Below are 17257 nucleotides of genomic sequence, written 5' to 3'. Positions count from 1 at the left end.
TTGCGCCCCGGCTCTTCGGGGCGCAATGCCCCTGCGGGGGCGCGCACGGGCGCCCGCTTCGGGGGGGGGGGCACCCGCCTCCGCGCCCGCTCGTGAGGTTCCGAGATCTGCGCATCTCGGCGGGCGATCGCGCGTGTTCTGGAACCTCGACGGTCGGCGCGCGGCAGGTTGCGGAACCCCGAGGATCAGCGCACGGCGTGCCGCTCCGCCCCGCGCTCCGGTCGCCGCCGCCCACGCGCACGACGACGCCCGCCGCCCCCGAAGGGACGACGGGCGTCGGTGCGTCGGTGTGTCAGTGCGCCGAGCGGACCCGGTCAGGAAGCGCGGCGGGCGCGGGCGGCGCGACGCTTCAGCGCACGACGCTCGTCCTCGCTGAGGCCGCCCCAGACACCGGAGTCCTGGTTGTTCTCGAGGGCGTACTGCAGGCACATCTCGGTGACCGTGCAGCGCGCACAGACCGACTTGGCCTTCTCGATCTGATCGACGGCGGGCCCGGTGTTCCCGACGGGGAAGAAGAGCTCGGGGTCCGCGGTGAGGCAAGCTGCCTTGTCACGCCAGTCCATGTGTGGTGCTCCTTGATGTCGATGCTCGAACGGCAGGCCGGGGCCGGGGTTCGGGGGATCGGAACGCTGACCATGCATGAGGCATGAGGGGACAACTGTGGGGAGGAGTCCGCTGGAAGCGAGTCTGACGCCCGCGTGACGCTCGGGGGAGGAGCGACGAACCACGGGAGACGCACACCACATCGTGCCGTCCAAACGACCTCGAATATCGTTCCATACTGGTAGGGGCAAATCAAGGGTTCCGATGCTGGAGGATCACTGTGCACGATGACGACCCGACCGCGGTCGACCGTCCTGAGCGACGCTCAAGCGCGCTGATCGGCCTGCTGGTGGTGGTCGGCCTCGAGTTCGCGGCGCTCGTCGTGGTCACGGTTGTCCTGGTCGTCGAGTTGATCGTCGCGCCGGCGTCGAGCCTGGCCTCCGGGATCGCGCTGACGATCCTGTCGGCCGTCGCGGCGCTCTGGCTCGGTGCGCTCCTGAACGGCCTGTGGAAGCGTCGCGCCTGGGTGCGCTCGGGGATCATCGTCTGGCAGGTCCTGCAGGGTGCGATCGCCATCGGCGCGTTCCAGGGTGTCTTCCGTGAGCCGGCGGTCGGCTGGGTCCTGCTGATCCCCGCCCTGCTCGGCATCACCTTCGTGCTGTCGCGGTCGGTGACGGCCGCGCTCGCGCGTCCCGTGGAGTGAACGCGACCGACAGACGGACGGGAGGCGCGGTGCCAGCTGGCACCGCGCCTCCCGTCTCGCTGTGGTCCGGTCCTCAGACCAGGCCGAGCTTCTTCCGCAGGCTCGCCACGTGTCCGGTCGCCTTGACGTTGTAGAGCGGCAGCTGCACGCTGCCGTCCTCGTCGACCACGATCGTGGAGCGGATCGTGCCGGTCACGATCTTGCCGTAGTTGTTCTTCTCGCCCCACGCGGCGTAGGCCTTGTGCACCGCCAGGTCGGGGTCGCTCAGCAGCGGGAACGTGAGTGCCTGCTCGTGCTGGAAGGTCTTGAGCTTCGCCTGCTCGTCCTTCGAGACGCCGAGGACCTCGTAGCCGGCTGCCTGCAGTGACGACATGTTGTCGCGGAAGTCGCAGGCCTCGGTGGTGCAACCGGGGGTGGACGCGGCCGGGTAGAAGTACACGATGACCTTCTTGCCCCGCAGTGCGGCGAGCGAGTGTTCGACGCCGTCCTGGTCCGGCAGCGTGAAGTCGGGGGCGGTGTCGCCGGCGGCGAGACGGTCGGTCATGGTGCTCCTGTTCGTTTGGTGCCCACGAGTGGTCGTGAGGGCGCAGAACCCATGCTATTGTTGATTCCCGTTGCGGCACGGAAGCCGGAACATGCACCTCTAGCTCAATTGGCAGAGCAACTGACTCTTAATCAGTGGGTTCTCGGTTCAAGTCCGAGGGGGTGCACCACGACCACGAAGGCCCCGACTCATCGAGTCGGGGCCTTCGTGCGTTCCGGGCGTGTGCACGCGTTCCGAACGGGACACGCCCGAGGTGCTTCCGGCGGTCGGATTCAGTCGGCGGCGACGTCGACGATCCGTTCCGGGCCGACGACGAGGTCGACGGCGCCGGCGGAGGCCGCTGCGAGGTCCGCGGTCAGGATCGCGAGCGCGTCGGCGGGCACCCAGACCTCGAACGTCGCCGCGCGCCCGTAGGCCGTCGCACCGAGGGTCGCGTGGTGGTGCCGGACCCAGTCGCGCAGGACGTTGTCGAGCCGGCCGGCCTCGGCGTGCGGGGCGTCGAAGTGCACCTGCGTGAGCGCCTCGCGTCGGACGAGCGCGGCGGTGTCGAGGGCCTCGGAGACCGAGGTCGAGTAGGCGCGGACGAGTCCGCCGGCGCCGAGCTTCACGCCGCCGAAGTAGCGCGTCACGACGGCGACCACGTCGGTGAGGTCGCGGCGGCGGAGCACCTCGAGCATCGGCACGCCAGCCGTACCCGACGGTTCTCCGTCGTCCGACGACCGGGCCTGGTCGCCGAGGGTGCCGGTGACCATCGCGGTGCAGTTGTGCCGGGCGTCCCAGTGGCGGCGTTTCACCTCGGCGATGACCCGCTCGGCGTCCGCGACGTCCGACACGGGGGTGACCGTGGTGATGAACCGCGACTTCGTGATGACGATCTCGTGCTCGACCGGCTCGGCGATCGTCGCGGGGAAGCTGCGGGCCATGCCCACGAGGCTAACGGCGTGCACCGTGTCCGCCGCGCTACGATGTCGTGCACGCACGGCTGGGGAGGAGTCCGACATGGAGACCGGTGATCCGAGGGGCGGGGTCCTGGACGCCGCCGAACTCGCACGGCGCATCAACCTGCTGCTCGACTTCGAGGAGTCCCAGCGTGGTGCTCCGGTGCCGTTCGCCTCGATCGAGGAGTACGTCGCCGCCCACGGCGGTTCGCTCTCGCGGGCGAAGTGGACCTACATGCTCTCCGGCGACGGCCGACGCAACCGCGACACCGAGCTCCTGCGGCTGCTCGCCGGGTTCTTCGAGGTCGACGAGCGCTTCCTGCTCGAGGACAGCGACGTCCCCGAGCGCATCGGCGCCCAGCTCGCCCTCGTCCGCTCCCTGCGTTCCGCCCGCGTGAGCGGGTTCGCTGCACGCACCTTCCCCGGCGAGCTCTCACCCGAGGCGCTGCGGCGCATCGCCGAGGTGCTCGAGGAGGAATCACAGCGCGGGAGCGTGGCGTGACCGACCCGCTGCTCGAGTCCTTCTGGGCACGCGGTGCGGTCGAGGGGTGGTCCGACGTCGACCAAGCCGTCGCAGCCGCAGCCGTCGTCGTGGACAAGCCCATCGTCGTCCGCGAAGAGGCGTTCCTGGCGACGGAACCCGTGTGCGGCTTCGTCGCGACGCTCGAGCACGCCCACCTGATCATGATCTCGCCGACCGCGTCGCCGACCTTCCGGGCGTTCGTCATCGGCCACGAGCTCGGCCACGTCCTGCACCGGCACCAGGAGCACGCGCCCCAGTCGGCCTACATCCGCGACGTCATCCCGGACCTGCCCGAGTACAAGGTCGAGCGGGCACTGGCGCGGGGGATGTTCTCGAACGCGTACGAGCACGAGGCCGAGGTCTTCGCCGACGCGCTCGCGACGCTCATCCGGCGGCACCGCGGCCGCCCGAGCGCCTTCCGCGGGGTCTTCGGGTGATCGTCGCCGTCGTCCAGGCGGTGCTGCTCATCGCCGGGACGATCGCGCTCTTCGTCCTGCAACGCGGGCAGGACCGCACCCTGGCGGTGACCTTCCTGCTGTTCGCCGGCACCATCGTCACGAACGTCGACCCGCTGTACCGGTGGCTCGACCCACTGCTCGGCGGCTCCAACGTGGTCACCGTGGTCAGTGACTGCCTGATGGTCGCCGGTACGAGCACGCTGCTCTGGGGCGTGGCGAAGGCGGTCGGGGCAGCCCGGCCGTGGCTCCGGAACGCGATCGTGGTGTCGTGCGCCGCGGTGGTGGTCGTGGTGGTCGTCGCCTTCTCGGTGCTGGACAAGCCCGCCACCACGACGACGTTCATGCTCGACGCCGGGTCGCACCCGGCCGCGACCGTCTACTCGATCGCGCAGACGGTGTACCTCGGGGTGGCGCTCGGCGCGACGGGCCTCATCTGCGTCCTCCGCCTGCGCGAGGCCCGGACGACGACGGACCTGGTCGGGCTGTGGGTCCTCGTGCTCGGCGGCGTGCTGGGGGTCGTCCGGATGGTCGTCGTCGTGGTCATGGACCTGGCGCACGTCACGGGGGACCTCGACCGGATGCGCTCCCTCGCGCTGCCGTACGACGTCACGACGCCCGGCGCCGTGATCTGCGTCTCGACGGGGATGCTGCTGCTCGTCGTCGGACACCGGGTCTCGCGACGTCGGCGCACCCGTCGGGTCGACGCGGCGCTGCGACGTCTCGCGCCGCTGCACGCGCGGATCGGTGCCGACAACGCCTACCCGTCGACCGAGGATCCCGCCACGCGGTTGAGCCGCGCGATCGTCGAGGTCAACGACGGGCTCCGGCGGACGCGTGCGCCGTTGACCGATGCCGAGCGAGCCGTCCTCGCCGAGGCCGAGGCCGCGCTCGACTCCGCGTAGCCCGAAGGGGTGGCTCGACGGTCTCCCGACGCCCGTGTAGGGTTTGTAGCAAGTGCTACAGATCCTGTGGCTCGTCGGTGGGACTCGGCCGCGTTGGGGGCGGCCGAGCACCACCGACACTCGTTGTCTAGACTCGGACGGTGCTCGTCTTCGCCGCAGTCGTCCTGTTCATCGGTGCCGTCTTCAACGTCGTCACCTGGCCGCGCTTCTTCCAGCGCGTCGCGAAGGACACCCGCGCGCGGGACGCCGCGGGCAAGCCGACGACGTTCTACACGGTGCACCTCGTGCTGCTGCTCATCGCGCTCGCCATCGCCGTCGCCGCGGTCGTCGCCGGGATCTTGCTGCTGGTCTGAGCCGTCCGCCGTCCGCCGTCGGGCGTCGCTTCAGCGCTGCTTCAGGGCGGCACGGCAGGATCGTCGCCATGCGTGTCCTGGCGGTCGATGACGAGGTGCGACTCGCCGACGGCGTCCGTCGCGGCCTCGAGGCCGAGGGGTGGGCGGTCGACGTCGCCCACGACGGCGTCGACGGCCTGTGGCACGCCCGCGAGTTCCAGTACGACGCGATCGTCCTCGACCTGATGATGCCGGGGATGAGCGGATGGGCGGTCTGCGCCCAGCTCCGGGCCGACCAGGACTGGACGCCGGTGCTCATGCTCACCGCCAAGGACGGCGAGTGGGACCAGGTCGAGGCTCTCGACGCCGGCGCCGACGACTACGTCACGAAGCCCTTCTCACACCCGGTCCTCGTCGCCCGGCTGCGCGCGCTCGTCCGCCGTGGTGCGCGGGAACGCCCGGCGGTGCTGACCCTCGGCGACCTGGTGGTCGACCCGGCCGCACGGACGGTGACGCGTGCCGGGACCCCCGTCGACCTGACGAGCCGGGAGTTCGCGGTGCTCGAGTACCTCGCGCGGCGCTCCGGGCAGGTGTGCTCGAAGCGCGAGGTGATCGAGAACGTCTGGGACGTCGACTTCGAGGGCGACCCGAACATCGTCGAGGTGTACGTCGGGCACCTCCGGCGCAAGCTCGACCGGCCGTTCGGACGGACGTCACTCGAGACCGTCCGCGGTGCGGGCTACCGACTGGCGGCCGACGGTGGCTGACCGGGGGACGGGGCGCAGGCGCCGCTTCCGGTCGGTGCGCGCGCGGACCACACTCGGCGCCGGCGTGGTCGTGCTCGCCGCCCTGGTCGTCGGTGCCGTGGGGTTCGTCGTGGTGCTCCGCCTGGTGCTGCTCGACGGGGTGCGGACGTCCGCCGAGGCCGGACTCGAACAGGTGTCGTCACGGGTCGAGTCCGACGGTGCCGGTGCGGTGACCGACTACGAGGACGTCCTGGTGCAGGTGGTCGGTGCCGGCGGCTCGGTCCTCGCGCACGGTGAGGACGCCGACGCTCCGGCCCTGCCGACCGCCGACGAGTCCCGGTGGTCGCACGACGGCGAACGCTGGTTGCTCGTCGCCGACGACGTCGACCTGCCCGGTGGGGGTGAGGCGACCCTGGTGTACGGCGTCTCCCTCGAGCAGACCGACACGGCCATCCGGACCGCCGTGGTGCTCCTCGCCGTCGGGGTGCCGGTGCTCGTCCTCGTGCTCGGGGTCGTGACCTGGTCCGTGACCGGGCGGTCGTTGCGGCCGGTGGAACGGATGCGCACCGAGGTCGAGACGATCCGTGCCGCGCAGCCCGATGCCCGCGTGGTCGTGCCGGACACCGGCGACGAGATCGCCCGGCTCGCGACGACCATGAACGCCATGCTCGACCGGCTCGACCGATCCGCGGCGGGGCAGCGGCAGTTCGTGTCTGACGCCTCGCACGAGCTGCGGTCGCCGATCGCTTCCCTCCGTCAGCACGCCGAGGTCGCCGTCGCGTACCCGGGCCGGACGGACGTGGCCGAGTTCTCCGACGTCGTGCGGTCCGAGGCCGTGCGCCTGCAGGACCTCGTCACCGGGCTGCTCGAGCTGTCACGGCTCGACGAGGGCGGCGCGGGTGTCCGTCGTCCCGTGGACCTCGACGACCTCGCACTCGAGGCCGTCGCGCGGGCGCGGGCCCGGGTGCCGGGTGGTGCGACCGGCGACCGTGCGATCCGGGTCGACGGCTCCGGGATCTCCGCCGCACGCGTGCTCGGCGACGAACGGCTCCTCACCGGCGTGGTCCGGAACCTCGTCGACAACGCCGTCCGGCACGCCACGTCGCGCGTCGCGGTGGCCCTGGTCGAGCAGGACGGCGCCGCGGTGCTGACCGTCGACGACGACGGCTCCGGGATCCCGGCGGCCGAGCGCGACCGGGTGTTCGAGCGGTTCGTCCGGCTCGACGAGGCCCGCAGCCGCGACGCCGGTGGTGCCGGCCTCGGTCTGGCGATCGTGCGGGACGCCGTCCGGGCGCACGGAGGCGAGGCGATGGTGGCGGACTCGCCGCTCGGCGGGGCGCGGTTCGTCGTGCGCATCGCACTCGGCGGCTGAACAGGCGGCTTCAGGTCTGCTTCAGCACCCCGCCGACATGCTCGTCCCATGACCTTCCGCACCCAGCTCCAGAAGCCCTCTGCCCGCCGCATCGCCGCCCTCGCCGCCCTCGCCGCCCTGCCCGTCGTGGCCGCGCTCGCCCTCACCGGCTGCTCCACCGACGGGTCGTCCGACTCGGCGGCATCGTCCTCGAACGGGTCGGCCGCGACGGACGCCACCACCGGCACGTCGGGTGGCGCGTCCGCGACCGCCGCCTCGGCCACGTCGAACGACGCCCTGCTGGCCGCCGTCGCGACCGCACGCGGGAGCGTCGGCTCCGGCACCGTCATCTCGGTCGAGCAGGAGCAGCGTGGCAGCGCGTACGAGGTCCTCGTCGTGACGAAGGACGGCACCGAGCACGAGGTGCACACCGACGCCGCCGGCACCGGGGTGACCGGTACCCCGCAGACGGAGGCCGCGGACACCGACGACCGTGCCGAGCACGACCGGTTCGTCGCAGCGGCGGACCTCGACGTCAGCAAGGCCGTCAGCGCCTTCGAGGACCTGCACGCCGGTTCGATCACCGAGCTCGGCCTCGACGACCACCTCGGCACGGTGGTCTGGGAGGGTGACGTCGTCGACGGATCCGGCACCAAGCACAGCGTCCGGATCGACGCCGGCTCGGGCGACGTCGTCACCGACCAGGTCGACACCGACGACTGACCCGGCGACCGGCCCGGCGACCGGCCCGACGACCGGCCCGGCGACCGGCCCGGCGACCGACCCGGCGACCGACCCGGCCGACGTCGGCGGTCAGCGGTAGACCTGGGGCATCCGACCTCGGCGTCGGCGACCTCGGGAGACACCATGACGGACCAGATCCCTCGCACCTACCCGCAGGGCGTGCCGAGCTGGATCGACGGACGACACCCGGACCCCGACGCCGCGCAGGCGTTCTACGGCGGCCTGTTCAGCTGGGACTTCGAGGAGCGCCTGCCCCCCGGTGCCCCCGGCTCGTACCGGATCGTGAGCATCGACGGCCGCGAGGTCGGCGCGATCGCCTCGGGTGACGAGCCGGCGTCGTGGACGACGTACATCGCCGTGGACGACGCCGACGCGGTGGCCGCTCGGGTCGTCGAGCTCGGTGGCACCGCCGCTCCGGCGGAGGACGCCGGGCCGGGTGGCGCCGCGGGCCGCAGCGTCGACTGCGTCGATCCGCGCGGTGCGGCGTTCGGACTCTGGCAGGCGCGCGACCGGCTCGGGTCGCAGCACATCAACGCCCCCGGCGGCTGGGTCTTCAGCGACCTCCGCTCGACCGAGCCGGAGCAGGCGATCTCGTTCTACGAGCAGCTGTTCGGCTGGCGGGTTTCGGGCATCGAGGAGGGCCCGAGCGCCATGGTCCGGCTGCCCGGCTACGGGGACCACCTCGCGGCCACCTCCGACCCCGACATCCGCGATCGGCAGGTCGGCGCACCGGAGGGCTTCGCGGACGTCATCGGCGCCCTCGCCCGACTCGACGACGGGCCGGACGACTGGCACGTGTCGTTCAGCGTGGCGGACCGTGACGCCGCCGCCGCACGGGCCGAGGAGCTCGGCGGAGCCGTGCTCGATACCTGGCAGGGCCCGTGGACGCGTGCGGCCGAGCTGCGGGACCCGCAGGGCGCCACGTTCCGCGTCACGCAGTTCGCCCCGGAGGGCGACGCCTGAGCGCAGCGCCCGTGGACCGTCAGCCGGTGGTGAGCGGCGGTCCGAGCACCTTCCGGATCGCCAGTGCGGCGAGTTGCTCGTCCGAGGTGTCGAGCAGCACGCGGAAGGTCTCCGGCTCAGTGACGAACTCGACGCAGACGGCGTCCTCGTCGCACGGTCCGAGCCGCCACCCCGACACCGCGTCCATCGGAACCGAGACCCGCGCCTCGCGCTCGTAGTCGGTCTCGGCCTCCAGGCGGTCGGGGAACACCCGCAGGCGTCCGTACGCGCCTCGCCAGCTCAGCTGGAGATCGAGGGTGGGGGGAACAGACGCAGGGGAGACAGAGCGGTCCGGCACCCGCCGATCGTACCGACGGGTGCCGGACCCACTGCACTCGGCGCGCGACGTGCTGCGCTCCGGGGACAGATCAGACGGTGTCGTCGGACCCCTTGTGCTCGCCGCCGTCCTGGCCGTCGCGACGGACCTGGTTCGCCGGGTCACGGACACCGATCGGGTACGGACCGGTGACGCCCTGTCGGAGCGACGCGATGCGCAGGATGCGGTCGCGCTGCAGGAACCAGCCGACGACGAGCAGCGGGATGACGATCACGAGGGACGCGATCGTGTAGGTGCCGACCGGGTAGTCGATCGCCATCAGCACGATGACCGACGCCAGGAACGCCAGGGTGAGCCACGCGGTCACCGGGGCGCCGGGCAGCTTGAAGGACGGCTCCTTCGCCAGTCCCTGCTTCGCCCACGACCGGAGCCGCATCTGACAGAGGATGATCGTGCCCCACGCCGTGATGATGCCGAGGCTCGCGATGTTCAGCGCGATCTCGAACGCCTGGCTCGGGACGAAGTAGTTCAGGACGACGCCGGCGACGGTGAAGCCGGCGGTGAGCAGGATGCCGGCGTACGGCACACCGCCCTTCGACATCTTGGTGGTCCACTTCGGCGCCGAACCGTTCATGCCCATCGAGTGCAGGGCGCGACCGGTCGAGTACAGACCGGCGTTGAGCGACGACAGGGCCGCCGTGAGCACCACGAAGTTCATGATGCCGCCGACGATCGACCCGACCTGCGGGTTGCCGAGCGACGAGAAGAACGTCACGAACGGGCTCTCGCCCTCCTTGTACGCCGTGTACGGCAGGAGCAGGGAGAGCAGGATGATCGACCCGACGTAGAAGACCGCGATGCGGAACACGACGGAGTTGATGGCGCGGGGGATGACCTTCTCGGTGTTCTGCGTCTCACCGGACGCGGTGCCGACGAGCTCGATCGCCGCGTACGCGAACACGACACCCTGGATCACGATGACCGCGGGGAGCAACCCGTTCGGGAACAGTCCGCCGTTGTCGCCCCAGATCGAGAAGCCCGTGCGGACGGCTTCGCCGCCGGCCTCGACCGGGAACGCGAAGACGAGCCAGATGATCGCGACGACGAGGAACGCGACGAGTGCCGCGACCTTGATGAGCGCGAACCAGAACTCGAGTTCGCCGAACACCTTGACCGCGACCATGTTGGCGGCGAGCACGACGACCAGGGCGATCAACGCGAGGAGCCACTGCGGTGCGGCGGTGAACGCGGACCAGTACTGCAGGTAGATCGCGACGGCGGTGGTGTCGACGATCGAGGTCATCGCCCAGTTCAGGAAGTACATCCAGCCGGCGGCGTAGGCGAACTTCTCGCCGTAGAACTCACGCGCGTAGGAGATGAACGACCCCGACGACGGACGGTGCAGCACGAGCTCGCCGAGGGCGCGCAGGATGAAGAACGCGAAGATGCCGCAGATCAGGTAGGTCAGCGCGAGCGCGGGGCCCGCGGTGTGGAGTCGTCCACCCGCACCGAGGAAGAGTCCGGTGCCGATGGCCCCACCGATCGCGATCATCTGCAGCTGCCGGGGCTTCAGACCGTGCTGGTAGCCCTCTTGCTCGTGCGAGAAGTCGTTCGCCGGAGCACGGTTCACGCCCGTGTCGTTCTGCGCTGTCATGCGCGCCAACCTACATGCGCACGGAACCGGGGCGGCACACAAACCTCCGAACGAGCTGATCTGTAACGAGACGGTCACGATCGCGATCCCCATGTGCGTGGGCGACACGCCGACGACGGGGTACAGCGGTGCCGGGATTCCGGCGGACGTCGATTGTGATCGGGGGACAGGAGACCGTTAGGTTTGAACGTCCCCACAGGCCCGACGGCCGGGGACACGACGACCAGAACGCGTCCGCGGCCAGCAGCGCCGCAGCCGTACGGTCGGCCGGACCGGGACCGCCCCGAGCGTGGTCCCCGCGTGCGTGATCGCTCGCCCTGCGCCGTTGCGCGGGCTCGACGTGGCCGCGCGCACGGTCCCGGACGACCCGTTCGCAACCACACCGTCGCCGCACGTGCGCTCCGTCCGCCGTGGCGACGCGAGGAGCCCAGTTGTCCATCGCACCACCCCAGAGCCGGCACACCCCGTCGCCGGACCCCACCGGCACGTCCCCGGACCCCACCACGTCGCCGGCGGTCAGCGTCCGCGACGTCTACAAGGTGTTCGGCCGCCGACCGGCCGAGGCCGTCCGCCGCCTCGCCGCCGGTGCCACCCGCGACGAGGTCCGCGAGCAGGGATCCGCCGCGGTCATCGACGCGTCCTTCGACGTCCGACCCGGCGAGATCTTCGTCGTCATGGGGCTGTCCGGCTCCGGCAAGTCCACCCTCATCCGGATGCTCAACGGCCTGCTCGAGCCCACCGCCGGCAGCGTCGAGATCGGCGGCCGCACGGTCACCGGCGCGACGCCGAAGGGGATCCGCGACATCCGCCGGTCCAGCGTGTCGATGGTCTTCCAGCACTTCGCCCTGCTGCCGCACCGCACCGTGCTCGAGAACGTCGCGTACGGCCTCGAGGTGAACGGTGTCGACAAGACGACGCGCCTCGCGAAGGCCCGTGAGGTCATCGACCTGGTCGGCCTGGACGTCTGGGCCGACGCGAAGCCCGACGAGCTGTCCGGCGGCATGCAGCAGCGCGTCGGCATCGCCCGCGCCCTCGCCGCCGAGACCGACGTCCTGCTGATGGACGAGGCGTTCAGCGCGCTCGACCCGCTCATCCGCCGTGAGATGCAGGAGCAGCTCGTCGACCTGCAGCAGCGGCTCGGCAAGACCATCGTCTTCATCACGCACGACCTCAACGAGGCCATGTTCCTGGGGGACCGCATCGCCGTGATGCGCGACGGCCGGATCGTGCAGATCGGGTCGCCGGAGGAGATCCTCACCGACCCGGCGAACGACTACGTCGCCCAGTTCGTGCAGGACGTCGACCGTGCCCGTGTGCTCACCGCCGCGAGCGTCATGGAACCGGCCCGCGCCACCGTCCCGCTGACCGTGGGTCCTCGTGGCGCACTGCGCACCATGCGCGACCTGCAGACGGCCGCGCTCTTCGTCACCGGTCGTGGCCGGAAGCTCGAGGGCTGGGTCCGCGACCGCCACGTGATGCGCCAGGTGAAGGCTGGCGACACGAACCTCGATGCCATCGTGAACACCGAGTACGCGCGGGTCGCCCCCGACACGGCGCTGACCGACCTGTTCGAGCTCGCCGTCGAGTCGCCCCTGCCGATCGCCGTCGTCGACGACGAGCAGCGCCTGCTCGGCGTCGTGCCCCGCGTCACCCTGCTGGCCGCGCTCGGCAACGTGCCGACCGCGACGATGCCGATCCCGGTGCTCGAACCGGTCACCCGCATCTCCGACTCCGACATGGACTCGACCCTCGCCGCGACCGGCGAGACGCCTGCCCACACCGGCGAGCCCGCCACCGAAGGAGACCACGCATGATCACCCCCGGTACCAACTCCTTCGGCGACTTCCACCTGCCCCTCGGCACCTGGGTCGCCGCGGTCGTCGACTGGATCACGACCTACCTGTCCGGCTTCTTCGACGTCGTCCGCTACGTGTTCACGTGGATGGACGCGTGGATGGAGTACTTCCTCTCCATCCCGCCGTTCTGGGTCGTCGTCGCGGTCCTCGTCGTGCTCGCGTTCCTGGCGAAGGGCTGGAAGCTCGCGCTCGGCGCTGCCATCGGTCTGCTGTTCATCGTCAGCGTCGGGCAGTGGACGAACGCGATGAACACGCTCGCGCTCGTCGTGGTCGCCGCCGGTCTGGCCGTCGTCCTCAGCATTCCGCTCGGGGTGTGGGCCGCCCGGTCCGACGCCGCGAGCCGGATCATCCGCCCGGTCCTGGACTTCATGCAGACGACCCCGGCGTTCGTCTACCTGATCCCGGCGCTGCTGCTGTTCCGCGTCGGCGTCGTCCCCGGCATCGTCGCGACGATCGTCTTCGCGATGGCCCCCGGCGTCCGGCTCACCGAACTCGGCATCCGCGGGGTCCCGAGCGAGGTCGTCGAGGCCGGTGCCGCCTTCGGGTCGAGCCCGTGGCGCATCCTCCGTCAGATCCAGCTGCCGTTGGCGAAGGCCAGCATCATGGCCGGCGTCAACCAGGTCATCATGCTGTCGCTGTCGATGGTCGTCATCGCCGGCATGGTCGGCGCTGGCGGCCTCGGCGAGCAGATCGTCGCCTCCCTGAACCGCATCGACGTCGGTCTCGGGGCGGAGGCCGGTCTGTCGGTCGTGGTCCTGGCGATCCTGCTGGACCGCCTGACCGCAGCGCTCGGCGGCGACGCGAGTGGTGCCTCCCGGCCGTGGAAGCGCAAGCGCAAGCCCACCGTGACCGCGACGCCGAACGCGGCGACCGCCCAGACCGCCGCCACCACCGAAGCAGCCCCGGCCGACCGCCGGCGCGAGCCGCAGACGACCAGCGCGTGAGGAATGACCACATGATGAAGCGAACCAAGCGCACCCTCGCGGCAGCCGCGCTCGCCGCGGCGACCGCCGTCGGCCTGTCCGCCTGCATGCCGCCCGGCTACTACGGTGCCTCCGGCACCGTCGACAACGGTGACCAGAAGTCGATGCACGTCGTCGTCTTCAACGGTTGGGACGAGGACACCGCCGCCAGCTACCTCTGGAAGCACGTGTTGGAGCAGAAGGGCTACGACGTCCAGCTCACGAACTCCGACGTCGCACCCGCCTACACCGGCCTCGCGTCCGGCGACTACGACGTCGTGTTCGACACCTGGCTGCCGAACACGCACAAGGAGTACATGGACACCTACGGCAAGGACCTGACGGACCTCGGCGCCTGGAACGAGCAGGCGTCGCTGGAACTGGCGGTGCCGGAGTACTCGGACATCGACTCGATCGACGAGCTCAAAGCGCACGCGTCCGACTTCGGCAACAAGATCATCGGCATCGAGCCCGCCGCCGGTGAGACGAAGGTCGTGTCCGACCAGGTCATCCCGCAGTACGGCCTGGACGGCATGGACTTCATCACGAGTTCGACGCCGGCGATGCTCGCCGACCTCAAGGCCTCGATCGCGAAGAAGGAGGACGTCGTCGTGACGCTGTGGCGTCCGCACTGGGCGTACGACGCCTTCCCGATCAAGGACCTGAAGGACCCGAAGGGTGCGCTCGGCAAGAACGAGGAGATCCACACGATCGCCAAGAAGGACTTCGAGCAGGACTTCCCGCAGGCGTCGAAGTGGATGGAGGACTTCTCGATGGACTCCGACACCCTCTACTCGCTCGAGAACGCGCTCGTGAACAGCGGCGCGAAGGCCAGCGAGTACCCCGCGATCACGGAGAAGTGGGCCTCCGAGCACCAGGACTTCGTCGATTCGCTCACGTCCGGCAAGTAGTCAGCAGGTCGGACAGGAGGCCCGGTGCGCGTCGTGCGCACCGGGCCTCGGTCGCGCGCGGGGCCGGTTTTCCTGAACGACGCCTGTCGTTTCGTTGCTTGCATGGAGGGATGGACATCCTCCTCCGACTCCTGGTCGCGATCGGGTTCGCCCTCCTCATCACCGCCGTCGCCGCGGTCGTCCTGCACCTGGTGCTCCGGACGGTCGCGCGACGGGAGCGGTGGGCCGGCGTGCTCTCGCGCCGGGCGAAGCACCCGTTCCGCACCACCCTGCTCGTGGTCCTGCTCTGGATCGCGTTCACCTCGAGCGTCCCGCGCGACGCCGACGCGTACCCGTGGCGCGACGAGGTCGTGCACGGGTTCCTCATCGTCACGATCGCGGTGGGCTGCTGGCTGGCGTGCCAGATCGCGATCTTCCTCGAGGACCTCGGCCTGCACCGGTTCCGCATCGACGTCCCCGACAACCGGCAGGCCCGCCGCATCCGCACGCAGGTCCTCATCATCCGGCGGCTGACGGTCGCCGTGCTCGTCATCATCGCCGTCGGCGCGATCCTGCTCACCTTCGACGGGGTCGAGGCCGCCGGCGCGAGCGTGCTCGCGAGCGCCGGACTCATCTCGGTCGTCGCGGGTCTGGCGGCGCAGTCGACGCTCGGCAACGTCTTCGCGGGCATGCAGCTCGCGTTCTCCGGGTCGATCCGCGTCGACGACGTCGTCGTGGTCGAGCAGCAGTGGGGGCGGATCGAGGAGATCACCCTGACCTACGTGGTCGTGCACCTGTGGGACGACCGGCGCTTCGTCCTGCCGTCGACGTACTTCACGAGTACCCCGTTCGAGAACTGGACGCGCACGAACAGCGAACTGCTCGGTGCCGTCGAGATGGACCTGGACTGGCGGGTCCGGCCGGGCGAGATGCGCGAGGAACTCGACCGGATCCTCGACCGCACCGAGCTGTGGGACCGCCGCGTCAAGGTGCTGCAGGTCACCGACGCCGTGCAGGGGTACGTGCGGGTGCGGGTCCTCGCGACGTCGCACGACGCACCGTCGCTGTTCGACCTGCGCTGCTACATCCGCGAGGAACTCGTCGAGTGGATCCAGCGCACCCACCCCGACGCCCTGCCGGTCCAGCGCGTGCTCATGGTCGACGAGACGGCACCGCGGCGGCGCACGGCGTCGACCGCTGCCGACTCGGCGCTGTTCGCGCCGGGGCAGGAGGACCGCGCGGCACTCTTCACCGGCCCGATCCAGACGTCGGACATCCCGCCTGCGGAGCGCTGACGGGCTCGGGACCCGACACGGGACGGACGGGAGGCCCGGTGCCAGCTGGCACCGGGCCTCCCGTCCGTCGTGTGGTCGCGGCCTGGACCTACGGCTGGCGCGCCTTGACGGCGCGGTCGTCCTCGACCACCGTGCCGATCGCCACGATCGTGGTCGCGATCCACGCGACCCACGTCAGGGCGAGCCGCCAGTCGCGGGGTCCCTGGCGGGTGGTCTGGAGCACGCTGTAGCCGCTGATGAGCGAACTCCACACCGCACCGTTGAACATGAACTTGCGCACAGAGGCCTCCTGTCGTCGTGCTGCCAACGCTACCGGTCAGTACATTGGAGCGCCGCCGGACACCCTGCCCGGCGCACTCGTGGAGGAGCGCCCGTGCGTCAGGCCGTCATCGGAGCAGTGCTGCTCGTCATCGGCGCGGTGTGCGTCGCGCTCGGACTGCTGCCACTCGACGACCTCGGGGTCCTGGCCGAGCGGGTCCTGCCCGTCCTCGGGTTCGTCCTCGGGCTGACGATCGTCGCCGAGCTCGCTGCGGACGCCGGGGTGTTCGACCGACTCGCCGACGTCGCGGCACGTGTCGGCGGCGGACGCACCATCGGGCTGTGGGGCGCGGTCGTCGTCCTCGCCGTGCTCTGCACGGTCTTCCTGTCGATCGACACGACCGCGGTGCTGCTCACCCCGATCGTGATCTCACTGGCGCGCCGGGTCGGGCTGCCGCCGATGCCGTTCGCGCTCACCACCGTCTGGCTCGCGAACACCGCGTCCCTGCTGTTGCCGGTGTCGAACCTGACGAACCTGCTCGCCGTCGACCGGATGGGCCTCGGCGGCCCGCTGCCCTTCGCCGGGCTGATGGCCTGGCCCGCCGTCGCCGGGGTCGTCGTGCCGTGCGCCGTCCTGCTCGTGGTGTTCCGCGGCAAGCTCTTCGGGCGCTACACGCCGGTGTCGGTGCGGCGTCCGTCCGACCCGGTGTCGTTCTGGGCGGCGTCCGGTGTGCTCGTCGCGCTCGTCGTGGCGCTCACCGCCGGGGTGACGGTCTGGATCGCGGCCGTGGCCGGTGCCCTCGTGCTCGTCGTCGTCGCGGCGTTCCGGTCGCCGGCGGAGCTCCGGCCGTCGCGGGTGCCGTGGTCGACGCTGCTGTTCGCCGCCGGGCTCTTCGTCGTGGTCGAGACCCTGCACAGCACCGGGCTCACCGACCCGATCGTGCGGGCGCTCGGCGACGGCACCGGAACGGGGCCGCTCCTGCTGCTCGGCGCCGGGGGAGCGGTGGCGGCGAACGCGATCGACAACCTGCCCGCGTACCTGGTGCTCGAGCCCGCCGCCGGTCACGAGGCCGTGCGGTACGCGGCGCTCCTCATCGGCGTGAACGCCGGGTGCCTGGTCACGCCGTGGGCCTCGCTCGCCACCCTGCTGTGGCACGCACGGCTGTCGGCCGAGGGCGTGCACCTGTCGTGGGGCAAGTACATGCTGCTCGGGTGCATCGCGGCTCCGCTCACCGTGGTCGCCGGGGTGCTCGCGCTGGCGCTCTGACGCGGGGCCGCT

General features: G+C 71.0%; 20 protein-coding genes and 1 tRNA gene. 15 read left to right on the top strand and 6 right to left on the bottom strand.

Features of this window, described 5'->3' with window-relative positions; all coding sequences use genetic code 11:
- Positions 1-314 precede the first annotated feature (314 nt).
- Positions 315-563 carry a WhiB family transcriptional regulator gene (locus EDF42_RS09880; RefSeq protein ID WP_017888820.1) on the bottom strand — a complete coding sequence of 83 codons (249 nt, stop codon included), beginning with the start codon at positions 561-563 and terminating at the stop codon, positions 315-317.
- A gap of 260 nt (positions 564-823) precedes the next feature.
- Here EDF42_RS09880 and EDF42_RS09875 point away from each other — a divergent pair, with 260 nt between their 5' ends.
- Complete coding sequence (locus EDF42_RS09875) at positions 824-1246, top strand: hypothetical protein (protein WP_123672222.1); 423 nt, start codon at positions 824-826, stop codon at positions 1244-1246.
- A 73-nt stretch (positions 1247-1319) separates the two neighbouring features.
- Here EDF42_RS09875 and bcp read toward each other — a convergent pair whose 3' ends face one another.
- Positions 1320-1790 carry a thioredoxin-dependent thiol peroxidase gene (gene bcp, locus EDF42_RS09870; RefSeq protein WP_123672221.1) on the bottom strand — a complete coding sequence of 157 codons (471 nt, stop codon included), beginning with the start codon at positions 1788-1790 and terminating at the stop codon, positions 1320-1322.
- Between the two features lie 93 nt (positions 1791-1883).
- Here bcp and EDF42_RS09865 point away from each other — a divergent pair.
- Positions 1884-1959, top strand: a tRNA-Lys gene (locus EDF42_RS09865).
- 103 nt (positions 1960-2062) lie between these two features.
- Here the strand turns inward: EDF42_RS09865 and EDF42_RS09860 are convergent.
- Positions 2063-2713, bottom strand: coding sequence for a YigZ family protein (locus EDF42_RS09860; protein WP_395862372.1), 651 nt, complete (start codon positions 2711-2713; stop codon positions 2063-2065).
- Positions 2714-2789: 76 nt separating this feature from the next.
- Between EDF42_RS09860 and EDF42_RS18945 the strand changes: the two genes are divergently transcribed.
- From EDF42_RS18945 to EDF42_RS09825, 8 genes are all read left to right on the top strand, one after another.
- On the top strand, positions 2790-3230 hold the full coding sequence (locus tag EDF42_RS18945) for a hypothetical protein (protein WP_159573933.1): 441 nt from the start codon (positions 2790-2792) through the stop codon (positions 3228-3230).
- Positions 3227-3688 (top strand): ImmA/IrrE family metallo-endopeptidase, encoded by a 462-nt coding sequence (locus EDF42_RS18940; RefSeq protein ID WP_111085958.1) that lies wholly within the window; start codon positions 3227-3229, stop codon positions 3686-3688. The genes EDF42_RS18945 and EDF42_RS18940 overlap by 4 nt, the downstream gene beginning before the upstream one ends.
- Complete coding sequence (locus tag EDF42_RS09850) at positions 3685-4611, top strand: hypothetical protein (RefSeq protein ID WP_123672219.1); 927 nt, start codon at positions 3685-3687, stop codon at positions 4609-4611. The genes EDF42_RS18940 and EDF42_RS09850 overlap by 4 nt, the downstream gene beginning before the upstream one ends.
- A 140-nt stretch (positions 4612-4751) precedes the next feature.
- Positions 4752-4964, top strand: coding sequence for an SCO4848 family membrane protein (locus EDF42_RS09845; protein ID WP_111085956.1), 213 nt, complete (start codon positions 4752-4754; stop codon positions 4962-4964).
- A gap of 68 nt (positions 4965-5032) precedes the next feature.
- Positions 5033-5710, top strand: a complete 678-nt coding sequence (locus tag EDF42_RS09840) for a response regulator transcription factor (protein WP_123672218.1) — start codon at positions 5033-5035, stop codon at positions 5708-5710.
- A 64-nt stretch (positions 5711-5774) separates the two neighbouring features.
- A complete protein-coding gene (locus EDF42_RS09835) occupies positions 5775-7061 on the top strand; it encodes a cell wall metabolism sensor histidine kinase WalK (protein ID WP_260235346.1) in 1287 nt (428 codons plus the stop codon).
- Between the two features lie 48 nt (positions 7062-7109).
- Positions 7110-7763, top strand: a complete 654-nt coding sequence (locus EDF42_RS09830) for a PepSY domain-containing protein (RefSeq protein WP_123338994.1) — start codon at positions 7110-7112, stop codon at positions 7761-7763.
- A 144-nt stretch (positions 7764-7907) separates the two neighbouring features.
- Entirely contained in the window at positions 7908-8747 is an 840-nt protein-coding gene (locus EDF42_RS09825; RefSeq protein WP_123672217.1) for a VOC family protein, read from the top strand.
- Positions 8748-8766: 19 nt separating this feature from the next.
- On the opposite strand, the gene EDF42_RS09820 is transcribed toward EDF42_RS09825, so the two are convergent.
- Positions 8767-9084: a hypothetical protein gene (locus EDF42_RS09820; protein ID WP_148053800.1), complete on the bottom strand. Its 318-nt coding sequence runs from the start codon at positions 9082-9084 to the stop codon at positions 8767-8769.
- A gap of 70 nt (positions 9085-9154) precedes the next feature.
- Positions 9155-10717 (bottom strand): amino acid permease, encoded by a 1563-nt coding sequence (locus EDF42_RS09815; RefSeq protein WP_123672216.1) that lies wholly within the window; start codon positions 10715-10717, stop codon positions 9155-9157.
- 539 nt (positions 10718-11256) lie between these two features.
- On the opposite strand from EDF42_RS09815, the gene EDF42_RS09810 reads away from it, so the two are divergent.
- The 4 genes from EDF42_RS09810 to EDF42_RS09795 all read left to right on the top strand — a co-directional run bounded on the left by EDF42_RS09810 (position 11257) and on the right by EDF42_RS09795 (position 15720).
- Positions 11257-12531, top strand: a complete 1275-nt coding sequence (locus EDF42_RS09810; protein ID WP_221181021.1) for a glycine betaine/L-proline ABC transporter ATP-binding protein — start codon at positions 11257-11259, stop codon at positions 12529-12531.
- On the top strand, positions 12528-13517 hold the full coding sequence (locus EDF42_RS09805) for a proline/glycine betaine ABC transporter permease (protein WP_123672215.1): 990 nt from the start codon (positions 12528-12530) through the stop codon (positions 13515-13517). The genes EDF42_RS09810 and EDF42_RS09805 overlap by 4 nt, the downstream gene beginning before the upstream one ends.
- A gap of 11 nt (positions 13518-13528) precedes the next feature.
- Positions 13529-14446 carry a glycine betaine ABC transporter substrate-binding protein gene (locus tag EDF42_RS09800; protein ID WP_221180449.1) on the top strand — a complete coding sequence of 306 codons (918 nt, stop codon included), beginning with the start codon at positions 13529-13531 and terminating at the stop codon, positions 14444-14446.
- A gap of 110 nt (positions 14447-14556) precedes the next feature.
- Positions 14557-15720: a mechanosensitive ion channel family protein gene (locus EDF42_RS09795; RefSeq protein WP_123338999.1), complete on the top strand. Its 1164-nt coding sequence runs from the start codon at positions 14557-14559 to the stop codon at positions 15718-15720.
- An 88-nt stretch (positions 15721-15808) separates the two neighbouring features.
- Here EDF42_RS09795 and EDF42_RS09790 read toward each other — a convergent pair whose 3' ends face one another.
- Entirely contained in the window at positions 15809-16000 is a 192-nt protein-coding gene (locus tag EDF42_RS09790; RefSeq protein WP_111085947.1) for a hypothetical protein, read from the bottom strand.
- A gap of 93 nt (positions 16001-16093) precedes the next feature.
- On the opposite strand from EDF42_RS09790, the gene EDF42_RS09785 reads away from it, so the two are divergent.
- Complete coding sequence (locus EDF42_RS09785; RefSeq protein ID WP_123339000.1) at positions 16094-17245, top strand: SLC13 family permease; 1152 nt, start codon at positions 16094-16096, stop codon at positions 17243-17245.
- Positions 17246-17257 lie beyond the last annotated feature (12 nt).

Source organism: Curtobacterium sp. PhB172 (genome assembly GCF_003752545.1).
Lineage (GTDB): Bacteria > Actinomycetota > Actinomycetes > Actinomycetales > Microbacteriaceae > Curtobacterium.
Note: the sequence above shows the minus strand (reverse complement) of the source record. Positions and strands in the feature narration are given on the sequence as shown.

Bases quoted from the DNA above. Each gene is read 5' to 3' on its own strand.
- EDF42_RS09880 (WP_017888820.1), bottom strand. From the start codon at position 563: ATGGACTGGCGTGACAAGGCAGCTTGCCTCACCGCGGACCCCGAGCTC.
- bcp (WP_123672221.1), bottom strand. From the start codon at position 1,790: ATGACCGACCGTCTCGCCGCCGGCGACACCGCCCCCGACTTCACGCTG.
- EDF42_RS09860 (WP_395862372.1), bottom strand. From the start codon at position 2,713: ATGGCCCGCAGCTTCCCCGCGACGATCGCCGAGCCGGTCGAGCACGAG.
- EDF42_RS18945 (WP_159573933.1), top strand. From the start codon at position 2,790: ATGGAGACCGGTGATCCGAGGGGCGGGGTCCTGGACGCCGCCGAACTC.
- EDF42_RS09840 (WP_123672218.1), top strand. From the start codon at position 5,033: ATGCGTGTCCTGGCGGTCGATGACGAGGTGCGACTCGCCGACGGCGTC.
- EDF42_RS09830 (WP_123338994.1), top strand. From the start codon at position 7,110: ATGACCTTCCGCACCCAGCTCCAGAAGCCCTCTGCCCGCCGCATCGCC.
- EDF42_RS09825 (WP_123672217.1), top strand. From the start codon at position 7,908: ATGACGGACCAGATCCCTCGCACCTACCCGCAGGGCGTGCCGAGCTGG.
- EDF42_RS09815 (WP_123672216.1), bottom strand. From the start codon at position 10,717: ATGACAGCGCAGAACGACACGGGCGTGAACCGTGCTCCGGCGAACGAC.
- EDF42_RS09805 (WP_123672215.1), top strand. From the start codon at position 12,528: ATGATCACCCCCGGTACCAACTCCTTCGGCGACTTCCACCTGCCCCTC.
- EDF42_RS09800 (WP_221180449.1), top strand. From the start codon at position 13,529: ATGATGAAGCGAACCAAGCGCACCCTCGCGGCAGCCGCGCTCGCCGCG.
- EDF42_RS09795 (WP_123338999.1), top strand. From the start codon at position 14,557: ATGGACATCCTCCTCCGACTCCTGGTCGCGATCGGGTTCGCCCTCCTC.